The following is a 15,312-nucleotide window of genomic DNA, read 5'->3' as shown; positions in this document are numbered from 1 at the left end:
AGCGGAACCCTCGGTCCCGCTATCTCGGTGTCCACCATCCGGGGTGAACCTCACTCAGCGCGATATTTCGAAACATTAACTTCTCATCCTCATCTTCTTCGGCGTCGGAAATCCTAGGTAAGGCTGGATACCGACGCAGCACTGGTCTGGTCGAGCACACGCAACACGTTGTTGCCCATGAGCTTTGCGAGGTCTTCTGCAGACCACCCACGCTCGGCTAGACGATCGATCAACACTGCGAATCCTGACACGTCCTGCATGCCGTCCGGAAAGTCGTCGAACCCATCGTAATCACTACCCAACCCGATGTGATCGATGCCTGCAACCTGCCGGGCGTGATCGACGTGATCGGCCAGGTGGTCCACTGTCATTGCCGGCCGTTTGCCGAGACGTCCACTCTTGAACCAATCGTTGTACTCGACCGAAAGGAACATGGGCACAAAGGCGATCATGATCACGCCTCCATTTGTCGCGAGCAACCGCATCACGTCGTCGGGAACGTTGCGAGGATGCCCGCATAGCTGAGAGCACGACGAATGACTGAAGATCACCGGCGCCGACGACGTCTCGATGGCATCTCTCATCGTTTCCACCGAGACGTGCGACAGGTCGACGAGTACACCGAGCCGGTTCATTTCGCGCACGATCTCGCGACCGAAGTCGGTCAGCCCGCCGTGTACGCGCGTGTCCGTCGCGGAGTCCGCCCACCCGGTGTTGTCGTTGTGCGTCAGAGTCATGTACCGAAGACCAAGGCGCGCCATCATTCTCAGAACGCCGAGCGAACTGCCGATGCTGTGACCGCCCTCCGCACCCAACAATGACGCGACCTTGCCCTCGCTCCAGATGCGACGCACATCGTCACCGGTGCGCGCGAATTCGAAAGTATCCGGGTACCGCTCGATCATCCGGTATACATAGTCGATCTGTTCGAGTGTGTACTGAACAGCCTCGGCCTCCGTCCTGTCACACGGGGTGTAAACCGACCAGAACTGCGCACCGACGCCACCGCGACCGAGTTTGTCGATGTCGGTTTGGAATATGGAATCCTTCTCCAGATTTTCCACCGAGTATGCGGCAGTTTCGCGAGCCGTCCATGCCAGATCGTTGTGACCGTCGATGACCGGCGCAAGGCCGTAAGCATCTAGTGCCGCTGGGTGATTCACGTCCGGAAAAGGAGCGAGAGGTTTCAACATGAGTTTTCCTCGAGAAAGTAGTGCGGGCAGGTCGAGGGCCCTCATCGCCCTCGACCTGCCCGAGATTTCATTCAGCGGAGAGAATCATCTCGCCGCGGCTAGTCGGAAATCTTCTTGAAAAGCCGTGTCATGTACAGATATTCCTCGCCATCGATCGTGAGGTGAGCCATCTCGCCAGAAGCGCTCTCGTTACTGATCGAGAACCGGGAAGCAGACAGAGGCACGACCTTGGTGGGCGGGGCCGGCGGCTCGCCGTCGATCTCGACCTTGGCGAAGTTCTGAACCTGGAATCCGCCGTCGTCGCCACGCGTGAGTTCGATTCGAACGGTTGTCGATTCATAGGTCCCGAGAATGTGAGACAGATCGATGTCTGCTGCATCCGGTTCGGACTTCGGCTCCGGCAGAACGAGATCGAGCTCCTGAGCGATCTCCTTCTCGATGTCGTGAGCCAGGGCGCCGCCACCACGCGAGTTGGTGACAACTGCCATGGCCAGGCCGAGTTCGGGGAAGGTGTGAAAACGAGTGATCTGGCCGATCGTCGCACCACCGTGCTGCGCGGACGTCACACCGCCCCAGTCGGACAGGATCCAGCCGAGACCCCAGGCCTGATCGACGCTCGAGACCGCAGTCAGGTCGAACTGTGGGGTGCGCATCAGACGCGCGGATTCTTCGGACAGAATGCGTTCACCCGTCAACGCGAGGCCGTCACGCATGTGTGCAGCGCCGAAGGTCAGAAGCGAGCTGACGGATCCGGTGATGATCCCGGCCGGACCGATACCGCGGGGAAGCAGCCACTGCTTGGTCGGAACCACCTTGTCCGGCGACGTCCGATCCGGGTTCGCCACATGACCGACGGCGGTGCGGAACAGCGGGGCATCCTTGGCCTTGGTGATGATGTGCGTCAATCCGAGTGGCTTCCAGAGGTATTCGACCAACGCCTCGTCCCACGTCATCTCACGAAGAACCTCGACGATACGGCCGGCAACGGCGAAACCTGCATTGCTGTAACTCAGATGCCCGCCGGGCTCGGTGACGCTGATCGCGGTCGCGAGTTCGTCGACGTACTTCTCGACGCAGTCGTCGCCGTCGCCGGTGTCGTTGAACAGGTCTCCGTCGATACCGCTTGTGTGCGTGAGCAACTGGCGGATCGTGATTTCCTTCGTGTTGGAAGGATCCGCGATCGTGAACTCCGGAAGCACCTCCACCACCAGGGTGTCCAGCGTCAGCTTGCCCTCGTCGACGAGCTGCATGATCAGCGTCGTCGTCCAGATCTTGCTCGCGGATCCGTACTGGAACAGGGTGTCTGCGTCGACGTCGACACGCGTGTTCAGGCTCGTCACTCCGGTGGTGATGACACGGATATCCGCTGCACCGTCTTCGCCCAGCGCGATCACACCGACCTGCGCGCCAGGTACCGAATGCTTGGCTGCCAGTTCGTCGAGGCGTTCCTGCCACTTCGGGGCGACAAGTAGGTCCTTGGGCAAGTCGGTCACAGGTCGAACTCCTTCGATCATGGAAGCCAGTGGCATAGATAGCGTTGCTGCGATCCGCTCAGGTCTCACTCGTCGGGAAGTGAGGTTGCGGAAGCAATAACCGTCCACCCATGATCTCAGTGTGCTCGCAGTCACGTCCTGGTCGATTGCACCGAACTCGACCCCGAAAATGGTGCGATCGGACGAGCCTGCGTTCAGGACTCGCCACTCGAAACGATCAGCGCTCGAAGGTTCCTTCCAAGCGATTGCGTGAACCGGGGTGGATCAAGCGCGCCGCACTGACCAACCCGTTGGCCGACCAGGTGCGGCGGCGAATCAACAGACACGGTTCCCCTCGATCGATGCGGAGCAGCTCGCATTCGTCCGGGCTCCCTAACACTGCTTCCACGACATGCTCGCCGCGAACCAGAGGCGCAACGTCACTCAAGTAGTTGTTGGGGGTGATCGCGGTGAAGTCCTGGCGCAGATAGTCGGGCGCCTCGTTCGGATTCACGAACCGGTCTTCCACCTGAATCGGGGTTTCGTCCTCGAAGTGCACCATCAGCGAATGGAACACCCGTTTGCCCACCGATTCACGAAGGAACGTCTGCCCGTGGTCGGTTTCTTCCTCACGAACGAACACGACCTCGGTTCGATGACGGTGGCCGCGGCGCTGAATCTCGTCGGCGATGTTCTTTACTTCGAACAGCGGGGACGCGGTCTTCGTGGCGGCGACAAAAGTACCGACCCCCATCATCCGCACGATCAGACCGTCGCTGGTGAGTTCACGAAGCGCTCGGTTGATCGTCATACGTGACAACCCAAGCGCACTGACCAGTTGATTTTCCGAAGGCAGCTGATCGCCTTCGGTCCACCGCCCCGAATTGATCTGCGAGACCACGAGGTTCTTCACCCGTTCGTACGCAGGGGCGGACTCGCCGCCTGCCTCGTTGAACAGCACGGCGAGTTCTGCGTCCACTTCAGCAATCGCCATCGCCACCACCCGTTCGTCGAAAACCACCGAGTCGGTTCTCCCGTTCGGCCTTCGAAGTCTATCCGTCTCGCGCACCTTTCCGATCAATCCGCGGGCGTCCGCGCCGGGCCTAGCCCACCATGCGCCGCAATTGGCTCGTCGCAACCGAAAGCGCAGCAAGATCGTGTTGCCCCGATGCCTCGATCTCGGCGAGCGCGAGAGTCGACCTCTCGATTCTCGACGCATTCCTTTCTTCCCACCTGGAGAGTTTTTCCGCTGTCGAGTCACCCGCTTCCGCGTCGGCCAAGACGTCGAGGGTCAAGGCCCGCACCGTCGAGTACAACTCGTCCCGCAGCGACAACCTCGCCAATGCGTTCCATTTTCCGTCCTTGCTCAATGCCGACACTCGATTGAGCATCGGGACGAGCCCAACATGCTCACCGAGCCGGAAGTAGAGTTCACCGGTCTCCGAGATTGCGCGATCGGCGAGGTCAGCGATCTCCACCACATCGAGCAGTCCGAACTGATCGAGCAATATCTCCACTCGCCTGACCAGGTTCTCCGGCGCGCCCTTGTCCGTGATGAGGACCGTTCGCGCAGCCAGGTTCCGCTGATCTGCGCCTACCAGCCAGTCATCGAGCTCGGTCGACGCCTCCGCGATGCGATCACCGAATCTGCTGATCTCGGCCCCGACGGCCAGCGGTTGCGGCCGACGCGTCAGCATCCACCGTGACGCCCGGTCGAGCAGTCGCCTGGTGAGCAGGATCAACTCGTCGGATACGGCGGTCCAGATCGAGGCTTTGCTGATGTCGTGCCACAACTTCCACAGTCCGAACACCTCGGAAACCACGGTGAAGGCACGTACCGCGTCTTCCGGATCAGCGCCGACCTCTTCACCGAGCCGATACGCATAGGTGATGCCGCCCCGATCGATGACGTTGTTCGTCAGCACGGTCGCGACGATCTCGCGCCGCAATGGGTGCCGGTCGAGAGCGTCGCCCCCTGCATCTCGAACGCCCTCCGGAAAGTAGTTCACCAGCGCCTTGCGGTAGATCTGGTTGTCGATCGAGCTTCCCGCCAACAGCGTGGACTTCAGATCGAGTTTGACGTGGGCCATCAGTGTGGCGAGTTCCGGCGACGTCAGCCCCGTTCCCGTCTTCTCGGCCGCGGCGAACTGCTTCTTGGTCGGAAACCCTTCGATGACGCGGTCGACGATTCCGCGAGATTCGAGGTTCGAAATCACTCTGCCGTGCACGCCGATCATTGCCCCCGCATCCGCACGCGTGGTGCCCATCAGTTCGTTCTGTGAACGGTTGTCTGCAAGAACGAGTTCGGCGACCTGATCGGTCAACGATTCGAGCAGTGCGTCGCGATGTGAGTCCGCGACGACGCCTGAGCTGATCAGGGAGTCGAGAAGGATCTTGATGTTCACCTCGTGATCGGAGCAATCGACTCCCGCGGAATTGTCGAGGGCGTCTGTATTGATCCGTCCGCCGATACGCGCGTATTCGATTCGTCCTGCTTGGGTGAGGCCGAGGTTGCCTCCTTCACCGATCACACGTGCACGCACTTCGTTGCCGTTCACCCGAACCGCGTCATTACTCTTGTCGCCGACTTCGAGGTCGGACTCACCGGAGGCCTTGACGTACGTTCCGATGCCGCCGTTCCACAAGAGATCTGCCGGGGACCGCAGAATCGCCCGAACCAGTTGCGGTGGAGTCAGTTCGGTGACGTCGGCGTCGAGACCCAGTGCCTGTCGCATCTCGTCACTGATCGGAACGCGCTTCGCCGAGCGCTCCCACACTCCGCCACCCGCACTGATCAAGGTCGGGTCGTAGTCGGCCCACGACGATCGTGGGAGCGAGAAGAGACGTGATCGCTCGTCGTACGAGCGCTCAGGTGACGGGTTCGGGTCGACGAACACGTGCCGATGATCGAACGCCGCGATGAGACGAATGTGCTTGCTGCACAACATACCGTTGCCGAAGACGTCACCACTCATGTCTCCGATCCCCACCGCGGTGAAGTCGTCGTGCTGGGTATCGACGCCGAATTCCCGGAAGTGCCGCTTGACACTCTCCCAGGCGCCCTTCGCCGTGATACCCATGGCTTTGTGGTCGTAGCCGACCGATCCGCCGGATGCGAAGGCGTCGCCGAGCCAGAATCCGTACTGCGCGGCAACGTCGTTCGCGATGTCGGAAAACTTTGCAGTGCCCTTGTCCGCGGCGACAACAAGATAAGTGTCGTCCCCGTCGTGGCGAACGACTCTTCGCGCCGCGACAACGGCGCCGCTCTGTTTGTCGACGTTGTCGGTCAGATCGAGTAGTCCGCGAATGAAGGATCGGTAGCACTCGATCCCGGCCGCCAACGTGGCTTCTCGGTCCGCGTCTACACCCTGTCCTGGAACCGGCGGGCGTTTGACGACAAATCCGCCCTTCGCACCGACAGGCACGATGACCGCGTTCTTGACTGCCTGCGCCTTCACCAATCCCAGGACCTCGGTGCGGAAGTCCTCTTTCCGATCCGACCAGCGCAAGCCGCCGCGGGCAACCGTACCGAAGCGAAGGTGCACACCTGCTACATCGGGTGAGTACACGAATATCTCGAACTTCGGTCGAGGGAAGGGCAATACGGACAGCTTCTCCGAATCGAACTTCAACGAGAGTGCGCCGAGCGATTCGGTGCCATAAACGAAGTAGTTGGTACGCAACGTGTTACGGACCAGCTCGGACAACGCGCGCAGGATCCGATCGGCGTCGAGTCCTTGCACTTGTGCCACGGCTGTTTCCACCTCCGCTGCTGCACGCGCACCTCGATCTCCGTCTACGACGTCGGGATCGAAACGGCTCTCGAACAATTCGCACAGACCGGCGGCGATCTCGGGATGATCGGCAAGTACCTCGGCGACGCGACTGGTGCTGTACGGAAATCCTGCTTGCTGCAAGAACTCCGCGTATGCCCGCAGCACCACTACTTGTTTCCAACCGAGTCCGGCGATCGCGACAAGTTCGTTGAACGAGTCCGGCTCGGCGGAGCCGTTTCGAACCGCGGCAAACGTCGCCGCGAACCGCGCGGCAAAGTTGTCGAAGCCTTCGACCGGCGCACTCGGATAGTCGAGCGTGAACTCGTAGATCCAGGACTGTTCCGAGCCTGCCGAGACGAGCTCGTACGGACGCTCGTCGACCACGTCGACCCCCAGGCTCTGCAATACGGGCAGCACCTCGCCCAGCGAGAGCGGGTCACCCGATACGTACAGCCCGAGTCGGTGAGTACCGGGTCCGTCGACAGATCGGGCCAACCGTGGGCTCACCTCTCCGAGTTCGAGGCCGTCGAATACCGCCATGTCCTCGGCGGCGCGGACGGCGTCGAAATCCTGCTTGTATGCCACCGGAACTTGCTCGGCGAACTGAGCACGCCTGCGCTGCTCGTCGTAGTGCGAAGCATCCAGAACGAATCGCTCGTCCCACGTCAGGCACGCGTCGACGACGAGATCCCGAATCTCCCGCGCTTGTCGCGCCGATGCGAAGTTTGCTCCACCGCCGACTGTGGCCGTGAAATGCACGACAGCCAAGGGAGATTCCGATACTCGACTGGAGAACTCGATGGTGCGGGCACCAAGCGCCTCGGAGAGTACCGACTCGGCCGTTGTTCTGATCGTCGTACTGAATTTCTCGCGCGGAACGAACAGCAAAGCCGACAGCTCCTGGTCTTGCCCCGTCGTCGGAGAACATCCCACGGGTTGCAGGAACAGATGGAACGACGTGCGGCCGTCCACAGAAGTGAGTTCGTCCAGTGCGTCCGCAATTCGGGCCGGGTCGGCGGCAAAGAGGACTGTGATCGGAATCGACTGAATCACCGCCAGCATCGATTGTCCGACAAACGAATCCACGGTGGATCCGGAGGCGTCGAAGATGTCTGCGACGCGCCCTCGCACGAGGGGGGTCCGCCTGACGTCTGCGACAAGTCCGGTCGAGGTGAAGGACCCGGTGAATCGGTATTCACGGTCACCGACTGACACGTCGATCTCGGTGGCGTATGCGGATCCACCGAACCCTTGCCCGAGGTACACCACTCCGATCGCGAGGGGCACCGCCTTCGAATCCGAAGAGCCGGTTGGATCGGGGAGCACGCCGAGGGTGTACGGCTCGTGCCTGTCGATTGTTCGCGCACCGCCGACGACACTGAAGTTTCCGGCACTGCACCACTGGAGGAAGTCAGCTTCTTCGGCGTGACCGCCCGAGGCCAGTTGCCCGCGCGCCTCGTCGACGAGATCCCGCAGGGGCGAGGTATCGCGGAAGGCACGCGCGATACGGTCGAGGATTCCGGCGACGTCATCAGCGATCACCTGCGCCTGCGCGTCCGAACAATGTGCGGGTAGTCCTATGTGGATCCATGATTCGGCACGCTCCCCGACCCGGGTGTCTTCAGTGCTGTGCGCCGGTTGCACGACTGTGCGAAGCACTGGGTGCACCACGAATTCCGGCTCCATGCGCGCGCGGGCAAGTGTCGCCAGAACCGCTTCGACGAGCTGCGGCATGTCGTCGCCGACGTATTGAATTGCCGGCCCGTCCCCCAGCTCCCCGGCCGGCGCGAGTCTCGAGATCGACGAGTTGTGTCCCCGTCGGCGCGAAAGATCCATGTGCGCGGCGACCATCGCAAGCTTGCGGTCTTCGGCGAGCGCCGCGTATCGATCAGCCGACAAGCCCTCGAAATACCTACTGCACACCCTCCTCACATTCTCGGAGTCCGGTGTCGTGTCGACTGAAACGAGGCTCATGTCAGCACCTTCCGCCGAAAGCCACGCTGCTTCCGACTTGTAGGGGGTTCGATCCGCGATCAACTTGTCTATACAGGATTAGACAAGTTGATCATTGCAGAACGTGAGCCGCGACACAACAGCTCCACCCCTGGACAAATTCGCCACCCTCAGCCATAGTCAGTCGTGCCAACTAGTGGCAATTAGATTCCATTAGATGAAATTCGTGAACTACCTCGCTTCGAAGGAGCCCCCGTGACCACCCAGACCGCGCACGACATCGACAGCGTTGATCTCGCTGAGTTCCGCAGCACCGTCCGAGCCTTCGCCAACGCCGAGATCCAACCCGGAGCAGCCGCACGCGACGAATCCAAAGAGTTCCCGGCGCAGCTGGTCAAGCGCCTCGGACAGCAGGACCTCATGGGCATTTCCGTGCCGGAGGAATTCGGCGGTCTGGGCCTGTCGACACGAACCCAACTTGTCGCCATCGAAGAAGTTGCACGCACCGACGCCGCACTGGCATCGATTTACACCGCGCACTACCTGGGCCTCGAGCCGATTCTCGTCGGCGGTTCCGAAGAGCAGAAGCACCGCTGGTTGCCCCAGCTCGCGTCGGGCGAACTGCTGGCCGGATTTGCACTCACCGAACCCGACGCCGGCTCCGACATCGCCTCGATGCGTACCGTCGCTCGACGCGAGGACGACGGCTGGCATCTCTCCGGATCCAAGACGTACATCTCCAACGCGAAGGAAGCCGACCTGGTCGTGCTCTTCGCCAAGACGGACCCGAGCGCAGGATTCCGCGGCATCACCGCCTTCGTCGTCCCCAAGGGCACTCCGGGAATCAGTTACTCGGAGCCGCAGGACAAGATGGGAATTCGTTCGGCTCCGACATACACCGTCTACCTCGACGACGTCGTGCTGCCGCTCGACTCGGTGATCGGCACCGAAGGTCGCGGCGGCAACATCGCCTTGACCGCACTGAACCGTGCGCGCATCGACGTGGCGGCAATGGCGAACGGCATCGCTTTGCGCGCTTGGGAACTGGGACGTGAGTACGCCACCGAGCGAAAGCAGTTCGGCACGCCGATCTTCGACTTCCAGGCAATTCAGCTACTCCTCGGTGGCTGCGACGCGCAACTGGTCGCGTCACGCGTCACCGCAGACTGGGCCGCCGACGTCAAGGACGCCGGTCAGGACATCCGCCGCGCCGCATCGATTTCGAAGTACGTCGCCACCGAGGCCTGCTTCTCGATCGTCGATCAAACCGTGCAGATCCACGGTGGCGCGGGATTCATGCGCGAATCGGAAATCGAACGCCTGTACCGCGATTGCCGCATTCTCCGCATCTTCGAGGGCACCTCACAGATCCAATTGCTCACCATTGCCGGCAACGCTCCGTCGCCGCGTTCCACCGATTTCTGAAAGGCACGGACATGTCTGCACTTCCACCACTCGACGGCATCCGGGTCATCGACCTCTCGCGAGTCCTCGCCGGACCCTACTGCACCGCACTGCTTTCCGACGCCGGTGCGGACGTCGTCAAGATCGAATCCGAACACGGTGAAGACTCTCGGCACCTCGGCCCGTTCCGCGACGGTGAAAGCATCTACTTCAACGTGCTCAATCGTGGCAAGCGTTCGGTGGCGCTCAACCTCAAGGACGACGAGGACCGTGAGGCGCTGCTGACGCTCATCGAGACCGCCGACGTCGTCGTGGAAAACTTTCGCCCGGGCGTCACCAAGCGCCTGGGAATCGACTACGAGGCTGCGCGGGCTCGCAATCCGCGGATCGTGTACGCGTCGATCTCCGGTTTCGGCCAGGACGGACCCATGTCCGGCGCCGCCGCCTACGACCTTGTAGTCCAGGCTCTTTCGGGAATCATGAGCATCACCGGCTCGGAAGAATCCGGCCCGACCCGGCTGGGTGAGTCGTTCGGAGACCTGGTCGCCGGGCTGTTCGCTGCCTGGGGAATCAGTACCGCCCTGCTGGGCGCTCGGGCGACCGGGCTCGGGCAGCACCTTGACGTCGCGATGTTCGACAGCATGCTCGCCATGCTGCCGACAGCACACAGCCAACTGCAATCCACCGGGCTCACTCCCCCACGCGTCGGCAACCGTCATCCGGTGTCAACACCGTTCGACACCTACAAGGCCGACGACGGTCTCTTTGTCCTCGCAGTTGCGAGCCAATCCGGCTTCGAGAAATTGGCGCAGACGATGAATCGCATCGACCTGATCGCAGATCCTCGATTTGCCGACGACACCGCCCGGACCGAGAACGAGCCGGCACTGCGCAAGGAGATCGAAAACTGGGCTGCCGGAAAGACCGTCGCCGACGTGGTCGGCATTCTCGGCGACGCGGGCCTCGCCGGCTCGGAGATCTGGGACGTCCAGCAGGCACTCACCTCCGCACAGGCCGAGTATCGCGGAGTCGTCGAATCGTTCGAGCACCCGGTAGCAGGAAAGATCTCCTACGTACGACAACCCGTCGTGTTCGGTGAGAGCCGACGCCCCGATGTCCGCCGCAGTCCCCTGCTGGACGAGCACCACGGTGAGGTACTGCCGGGCTCGCGATAGATTCAGCGCAGACATCCCTCGGCACTTGGAGTAGGACATGGCCCCCGGCGACGTGACCCGCAGCGCGAATCGCACGTTCGAACTTCTCGGTGCGATCGTCGAGCACGGCGGATTGACGCTCGGCGACGCCGCCAAGGCAACCGATCTGGCAACCAGTACCGCCCTTCGCCTGATCAGAAGCCTCGAACAAACCGAGTTCGTCGTTCGCGGCGAGGACAACGTCTATCGCGTCGGCCCGCGGCTACTGCAGATCGGAGCTCGCGCTCTCGGTGACAATCAACTGTTGCCGAGAGCCCGGCCCGCGATGAAGGCCATCGCCGAAACCACGAGGGAATCGACCTACCTGTCGACGATGGGACCGAAAGACACTGCGCTGTATCTCGATCAGATCGAGGGCACGCACGCGATCCGCCACATGGGGTGGGTGGGACAGAGTGTTCCCCTGGACGGCACCGCCGTCGGCGCAGCGTTGAGCGGCAAGGTAGGTGAGAGCGGGTACGCCATTGCGCACGACACCATCGAGGATCACTCGACCGGAGTTGCCGCGCCGATCTACAACGCAGTCGGTCAGATAGCCGGAGCGCTCAGCGTCGTCGGCCCGACATTCCGTCTGACGGACGAGGTCTGCGCCAGCCACGGTCGCGTCTTGGTGGAGCACTGCGCCCGGTTGTCCGCGGAACTCGGTAGCCAGACTCCCTGACCACCCCGAGCGCTTGGCGATTCAGTCTCGTATCCGAGACAATGTGGGTTCCCCGCTCCGGATTTCCTACCTACTCGTAAGGACACACCTCACATGACGACGAGCCGCGTGAAATCTGCTGAGCGCGTGCTCGACGTGCTCGATCTCCTGGCTCGTAGGGGTGTGCCGCTGGCGACGGCAGAAATCTCCAGCGCTCTCGACCTGCCGAAGAGTACGACGCATCATCTACTCAATGTCATGCGGGATCGACGGTTCGTCTCGTACTGGGCTGATCAGCGCGCCTGGACCCTGGGTGTCTCGGCGTTCGAAGTCGGTGCGTCGTACATGCGCTCAGGCCCACTTCACCGTGAGGGCCAACGATTCATGCTGGCACTCACTCAGTCGACGGATGAGACGTCCCATCTGGCGGTACTACAGGGCTCTGACGTCATCTACCTCGACAAACGTGAACCACTGAAGCCGGGCGTGCGATTGGTGACCGAAATCGGGACTCGCCTTCCAGCGCATCTCACCGCAGTCGGGCGCGCGATTCTGAGCCGTCTGGACGTGGAACAGATCAGCGCGCTCTACGAGGGATACACCTGGCCGACGCGGACCGGAACGGGACCGTCGACGCTCGCCGAACTGCGAGAACTGCTCGCCGCAGCACGTGAGAGCGGATATGCGGTCGAAGAGAATGCGACGACATCCGGGATCAATTGCATCGCCAGCCCCGTGATCACGCGGGACGGTCGTCCGGTCGCAGCTCTCGGCGTCACCTTCCTCTCCGGCTCCAAATCGGCCGAGGAGAGTGCCCTGATCGCCGACCGAGTGCGCGCCGTCAGCGCCGAGTTCTCCGCCGATCTCGGAGATCGAATGGTGGAGACCCCGCCCGCAGACATGTAGCCAATTTCTCCGCTGCATACTTTGCGGGCCTTGTTTTCGTCTCATATTCAAGACTAGAGTCTCGTATACAAGACTTGCTGGAACACTGCCGCATCATCATTGGAGTCCCATGAACGCCACCCCTGCCACCCATACAGCCACCCGAACCATTGAGGTCGGAATCGGCGCTGTCACCATCGCCGACGTCGTCGACGTCGCGCGCAACGGTTACGGCGTCGCATTGACCGCGGAATCACTGACCGCGATCGCCGAAAGTCGTGCACGCATCGAGGCCCTGGCCGCAGATCCCACGCCGGTCTACGGGGTTTCCACCGGATTCGGCGCACTTGCCACCCGGCACATTCCGGCGCATCTGCGGACGCAGTTGCAGCGCAGCCTGATCCGCTCACACGCGGCAGGTTCGGGACCGGAAGTCGAACGCGAAGTGATCCGGGCCTTGATGCTTCTGCGCCTGTCGACGCTCGCCACCGGAAGGACCGGAGTGCGCCCCGTGGTCGCACAGGCGTACGCCGACCTACTCACCGCAGGCATCACCCCGGTGGTGCACGAATACGGCAGCCTCGGATGCTCGGGAGATCTGGCACCACTGGCTCATGTGGCGATGGCAATCATCGGCGAAGGTTCCGTCCGCACCGCCGACGGTGAACTCACCGATGCGGCAACGGCATTGGCTGCCCATGGCCTCGAACCGGTGGTTCTGGCCGAGAAAGAAGGCCTCGCACTGATCAACGGTACCGACGGGATGCTCGGCCAACTGGCCCTTGCGATCACCGATCTCGATCATCTGCTCAAGTTGGCCGACATCGCTGCCTCCATGAGCGTCGAGGGCTTGCTCGGCACAGATCAGGTGTTCGCCGCGGACCTCCAAACGCTTCGCCCCCATCCCGGCCAGGGCGCGGCCGCGTCGAACATGGTGCGTCTGCTTGCCGATTCCCCGATCGTCGCCAGCCATGCGGGCCCTGACTGCACCAGGGTTCAAGACGCGTACTCACTGCGGTGCGCACCGCAGGTCGCCGGCGGCGCACGCGACACCGTCGATCACGCCCGCCTCGTCGCCGGGCGCGAATTGGCCAGTGCTGTCGACAATCCCGTTGTCACCCTCGACGGACGGGTTCGATCCAACGGTAACTTCCACGGAGCTCCCGTGGCTTACGTCTTGGACTTCCTCGCCATCGTGACCGCGGATGTCGCGGGTATCAGCGAACGCCGAACCGACCGCTTCCTCGATGTTGCGCGCAACCACGGTCTGACTCCCTTCCTTGCCGACGACCCCGGAGTCGACAGCGGACTGATGATCGCGCAGTACACACAAGCTGCCGTCGTGTCCGAACTCAAGCGACTCGCGAGCCCCGCCAGCGTCGATTCGATTCCCTCCTCGGCCATGCAGGAAGATCACGTCTCCATGGGATGGTCGGGTGCACGTAAGCTCCGCCGGTCCATCGACGGTCTCACCCGAGTTCTCGCGATCGAGATACTCACTGCAGCACGAGGAATCGATTTGCGATCCCCACTCGAGCCCTCACCAGCCACCGGAGCCGTCCTTCGGACCCTGCGCGAGAAGGTGCAGGGGCCGGGCACCGATCGCTTCCTGTCCCCCGAGATCGAGGCCGCGGTGGACTTGGCGGCATCCGGTGCACTCGTTGCGGCCGCGGAGAACGCGATCAGCGCCCTGGCATGAGCGCGCCCGGAGCGCTGCGGCCTCGCCCCCGACCCGAAATCGAAGCACTCCCTCGATACTCCAAAGCCGCCGGCCTCGAGCAGGTTCGGTGGCGGGCGTCGAGCAACGAGTCGACGGTTGCACCCTCGGCGGCAATTCTCGAGGCCGTCAATCTCGCGGCCTCACACTCGCACTTGTATCCGTCGCTGTTCGGCGACACGCTGATCGCCCGGTTGAGCGACCGCCTGGGCGTCGGCGACGACCAGGTATTGGTCGGCGCCGGGTCGTTGGCACTGCTCCAGCAGGTATTGACCGCATACACGGGCCCGGGCACCGAAGTCGTCTACCCGTGGCGCAGCTACGAGGCGTACCCGATTCTGATCGGAATCGCCGGGGCGAGCGGTGTACCCGTCGCACTCGATTCCGAACACCGGCACGATCTGAGTGCAATGGCGGCAGCCGTGACTCCGCAGACCCGCGCGGTACTCGTCTGCAACCCCAACAATCCGACCGGAAGCGAGTTCTCGACCGCCGAGTTCGTCTCGTTCGCACGCTCGATCCCGGGTGACGTCCTCATCCTTCTGGACGAGGCTTACCGGGAGTTCGCGACCAGCGATGTCGACGGCGTCGACCTGCTTCGAGCCTTTCCCAACATAGTCGTATTCCGAACCTTCTCCAAGGCTTACGGATTGGCCGGCCTTCGGGCCGGCTATGCCATCACCAATCCGGCGATCGCAGCGGACCTTTCCAGCGCGGCACCGCCCTTCGGGCTCAGCGCCGTTGCCGAGGCCGCGGCCTGCGCAGCGTTGACCGATCCGGCGCACACCGATTCGATAGTCGAAACGGTGACGCAGGGTCGCGCTCACCTACGTGAGCAACTCGCTGTGCGCGGCGTCGAGTCCGTCCCCAGCGGAGCGAACTTCGTCTGGATCCCTCTCGGCGAGAGAGCTTCTGCACTAGAAGCGGCTTGCGTCGCCCAGGGTGTCTCGGTCCGGATGTTCCCCGGCGAGGGAGTGCGGGTCACCGTCGGCGAGCGGGCCGCAGAAGACGCCGTGATCGCCGCTGTGGATGCTCTCGCACACAACCTTTGACCGACT

The 15,312-nt window shown here is 62.5% G+C and carries 10 protein-coding genes; 6 read left to right on the top strand and 4 right to left on the bottom strand.

All coding sequences use genetic code 11. The features are described from left to right. Window positions 1-113 precede the first annotated feature (113 nt). The 4 genes from H7C86_RS33075 to H7C86_RS33060 form a co-directional block, all read right to left on the bottom strand. Window positions 114-1,193, bottom strand: coding sequence for a dipeptidase (locus tag H7C86_RS33075; RefSeq protein ID WP_042952956.1), 1,080 nt, complete (start codon window positions 1,191-1,193; stop codon window positions 114-116). 98 nt (window positions 1,194-1,291) lie between these two features. Continuing rightward, complete coding sequence (locus H7C86_RS33070; RefSeq protein WP_029537034.1) at window positions 1,292-2,686, bottom strand: serine hydrolase; 1,395 nt, start codon at window positions 2,684-2,686, stop codon at window positions 1,292-1,294. 217 nt (window positions 2,687-2,903) lie between these two features. Beyond that, the gene (gene hutC, locus H7C86_RS33065; protein WP_024487384.1) at window positions 2,904-3,659 is read right to left on the bottom strand and encodes a histidine utilization repressor; all 756 of its coding nucleotides are present in this window, start codon (window positions 3,657-3,659) and stop codon (window positions 2,904-2,906) included. A gap of 109 nt (window positions 3,660-3,768) precedes the next feature. Then, entirely contained in the window at window positions 3,769-8,415 is a 4,647-nt protein-coding gene (locus tag H7C86_RS33060; protein WP_259349371.1) for an NAD-glutamate dehydrogenase, read from the bottom strand. Between the two features lie 234 nt (window positions 8,416-8,649). Between H7C86_RS33060 and H7C86_RS33055 the strand changes: the two genes are divergently transcribed. From H7C86_RS33055 to H7C86_RS33030, 6 genes are all read left to right on the top strand, one after another. After that, entirely contained in the window at window positions 8,650-9,819 is a 1,170-nt protein-coding gene (locus tag H7C86_RS33055; protein ID WP_019745344.1) for an acyl-CoA dehydrogenase family protein, read from the top strand. 11 nt (window positions 9,820-9,830) lie between these two features. Continuing rightward, entirely contained in the window at window positions 9,831-10,973 is a 1,143-nt protein-coding gene (locus H7C86_RS33050; RefSeq protein ID WP_182263097.1) for a CaiB/BaiF CoA-transferase family protein, read from the top strand. Window positions 10,974-11,010: 37 nt separating this feature from the next. Beyond that, window positions 11,011-11,673 (top strand): IclR family transcriptional regulator, encoded by a 663-nt coding sequence (locus H7C86_RS33045; protein ID WP_019745346.1) that lies wholly within the window; start codon window positions 11,011-11,013, stop codon window positions 11,671-11,673. Between the two features lie 93 nt (window positions 11,674-11,766). Further along, window positions 11,767-12,558, top strand: a complete 792-nt coding sequence (locus tag H7C86_RS33040; RefSeq protein ID WP_047888945.1) for an IclR family transcriptional regulator — start codon at window positions 11,767-11,769, stop codon at window positions 12,556-12,558. A gap of 109 nt (window positions 12,559-12,667) precedes the next feature. Then, complete coding sequence (gene hutH / locus H7C86_RS33035; protein WP_182263096.1) at window positions 12,668-14,236, top strand: histidine ammonia-lyase; 1,569 nt, start codon at window positions 12,668-12,670, stop codon at window positions 14,234-14,236. Continuing rightward, on the top strand, window positions 14,233-15,306 hold the full coding sequence (locus tag H7C86_RS33030; protein ID WP_182263095.1) for a histidinol-phosphate transaminase: 1,074 nt from the start codon (window positions 14,233-14,235) through the stop codon (window positions 15,304-15,306). Before hutH ends, H7C86_RS33030 begins: the two co-directional genes overlap by 4 nt. Window positions 15,307-15,312: the final 6 nt, after the last annotated feature.

It is taken from the genome of Rhodococcus sp. UFZ-B548, from assembly GCF_903819475.1.
Classification (GTDB): Bacteria; Actinomycetota; Actinomycetes; order Mycobacteriales; family Mycobacteriaceae; genus Rhodococcus_F; species Rhodococcus_F erythropolis.
The sequence above is the reverse complement of the archived record's forward strand: the minus strand, read 5'-3'. Positions and strand labels throughout refer to the sequence as shown.

What these genes read in the sequence shown, in the direction of transcription:
- H7C86_RS33040 (WP_047888945.1), top strand. Translation starts at nt 11,767, where the DNA reads ATGACGACGAGCCGCGTGAAATCTGCTGAGCGCGTGCTCGACGTGCTC.
- H7C86_RS33030 (WP_182263095.1), top strand. Translation starts at nt 14,233, where the DNA reads ATGAGCGCGCCCGGAGCGCTGCGGCCTCGCCCCCGACCCGAAATCGAA.
- hutC (WP_024487384.1), bottom strand. Translation starts at nt 3,659, where the DNA reads ATGGCGATTGCTGAAGTGGACGCAGAACTCGCCGTGCTGTTCAACGAG.
- hutH (WP_182263096.1), top strand. Translation starts at nt 12,668, where the DNA reads ATGAACGCCACCCCTGCCACCCATACAGCCACCCGAACCATTGAGGTC.
- H7C86_RS33045 (WP_019745346.1), top strand. Translation starts at nt 11,011, where the DNA reads ATGGCCCCCGGCGACGTGACCCGCAGCGCGAATCGCACGTTCGAACTT.
- H7C86_RS33060 (WP_259349371.1), bottom strand. Translation starts at nt 8,415, where the DNA reads ATGAGCCTCGTTTCAGTCGACACGACACCGGACTCCGAGAATGTGAGG.
- H7C86_RS33075 (WP_042952956.1), bottom strand. Translation starts at nt 1,193, where the DNA reads ATGTTGAAACCTCTCGCTCCTTTTCCGGACGTGAATCACCCAGCGGCA.
- H7C86_RS33050 (WP_182263097.1), top strand. Translation starts at nt 9,831, where the DNA reads ATGTCTGCACTTCCACCACTCGACGGCATCCGGGTCATCGACCTCTCG.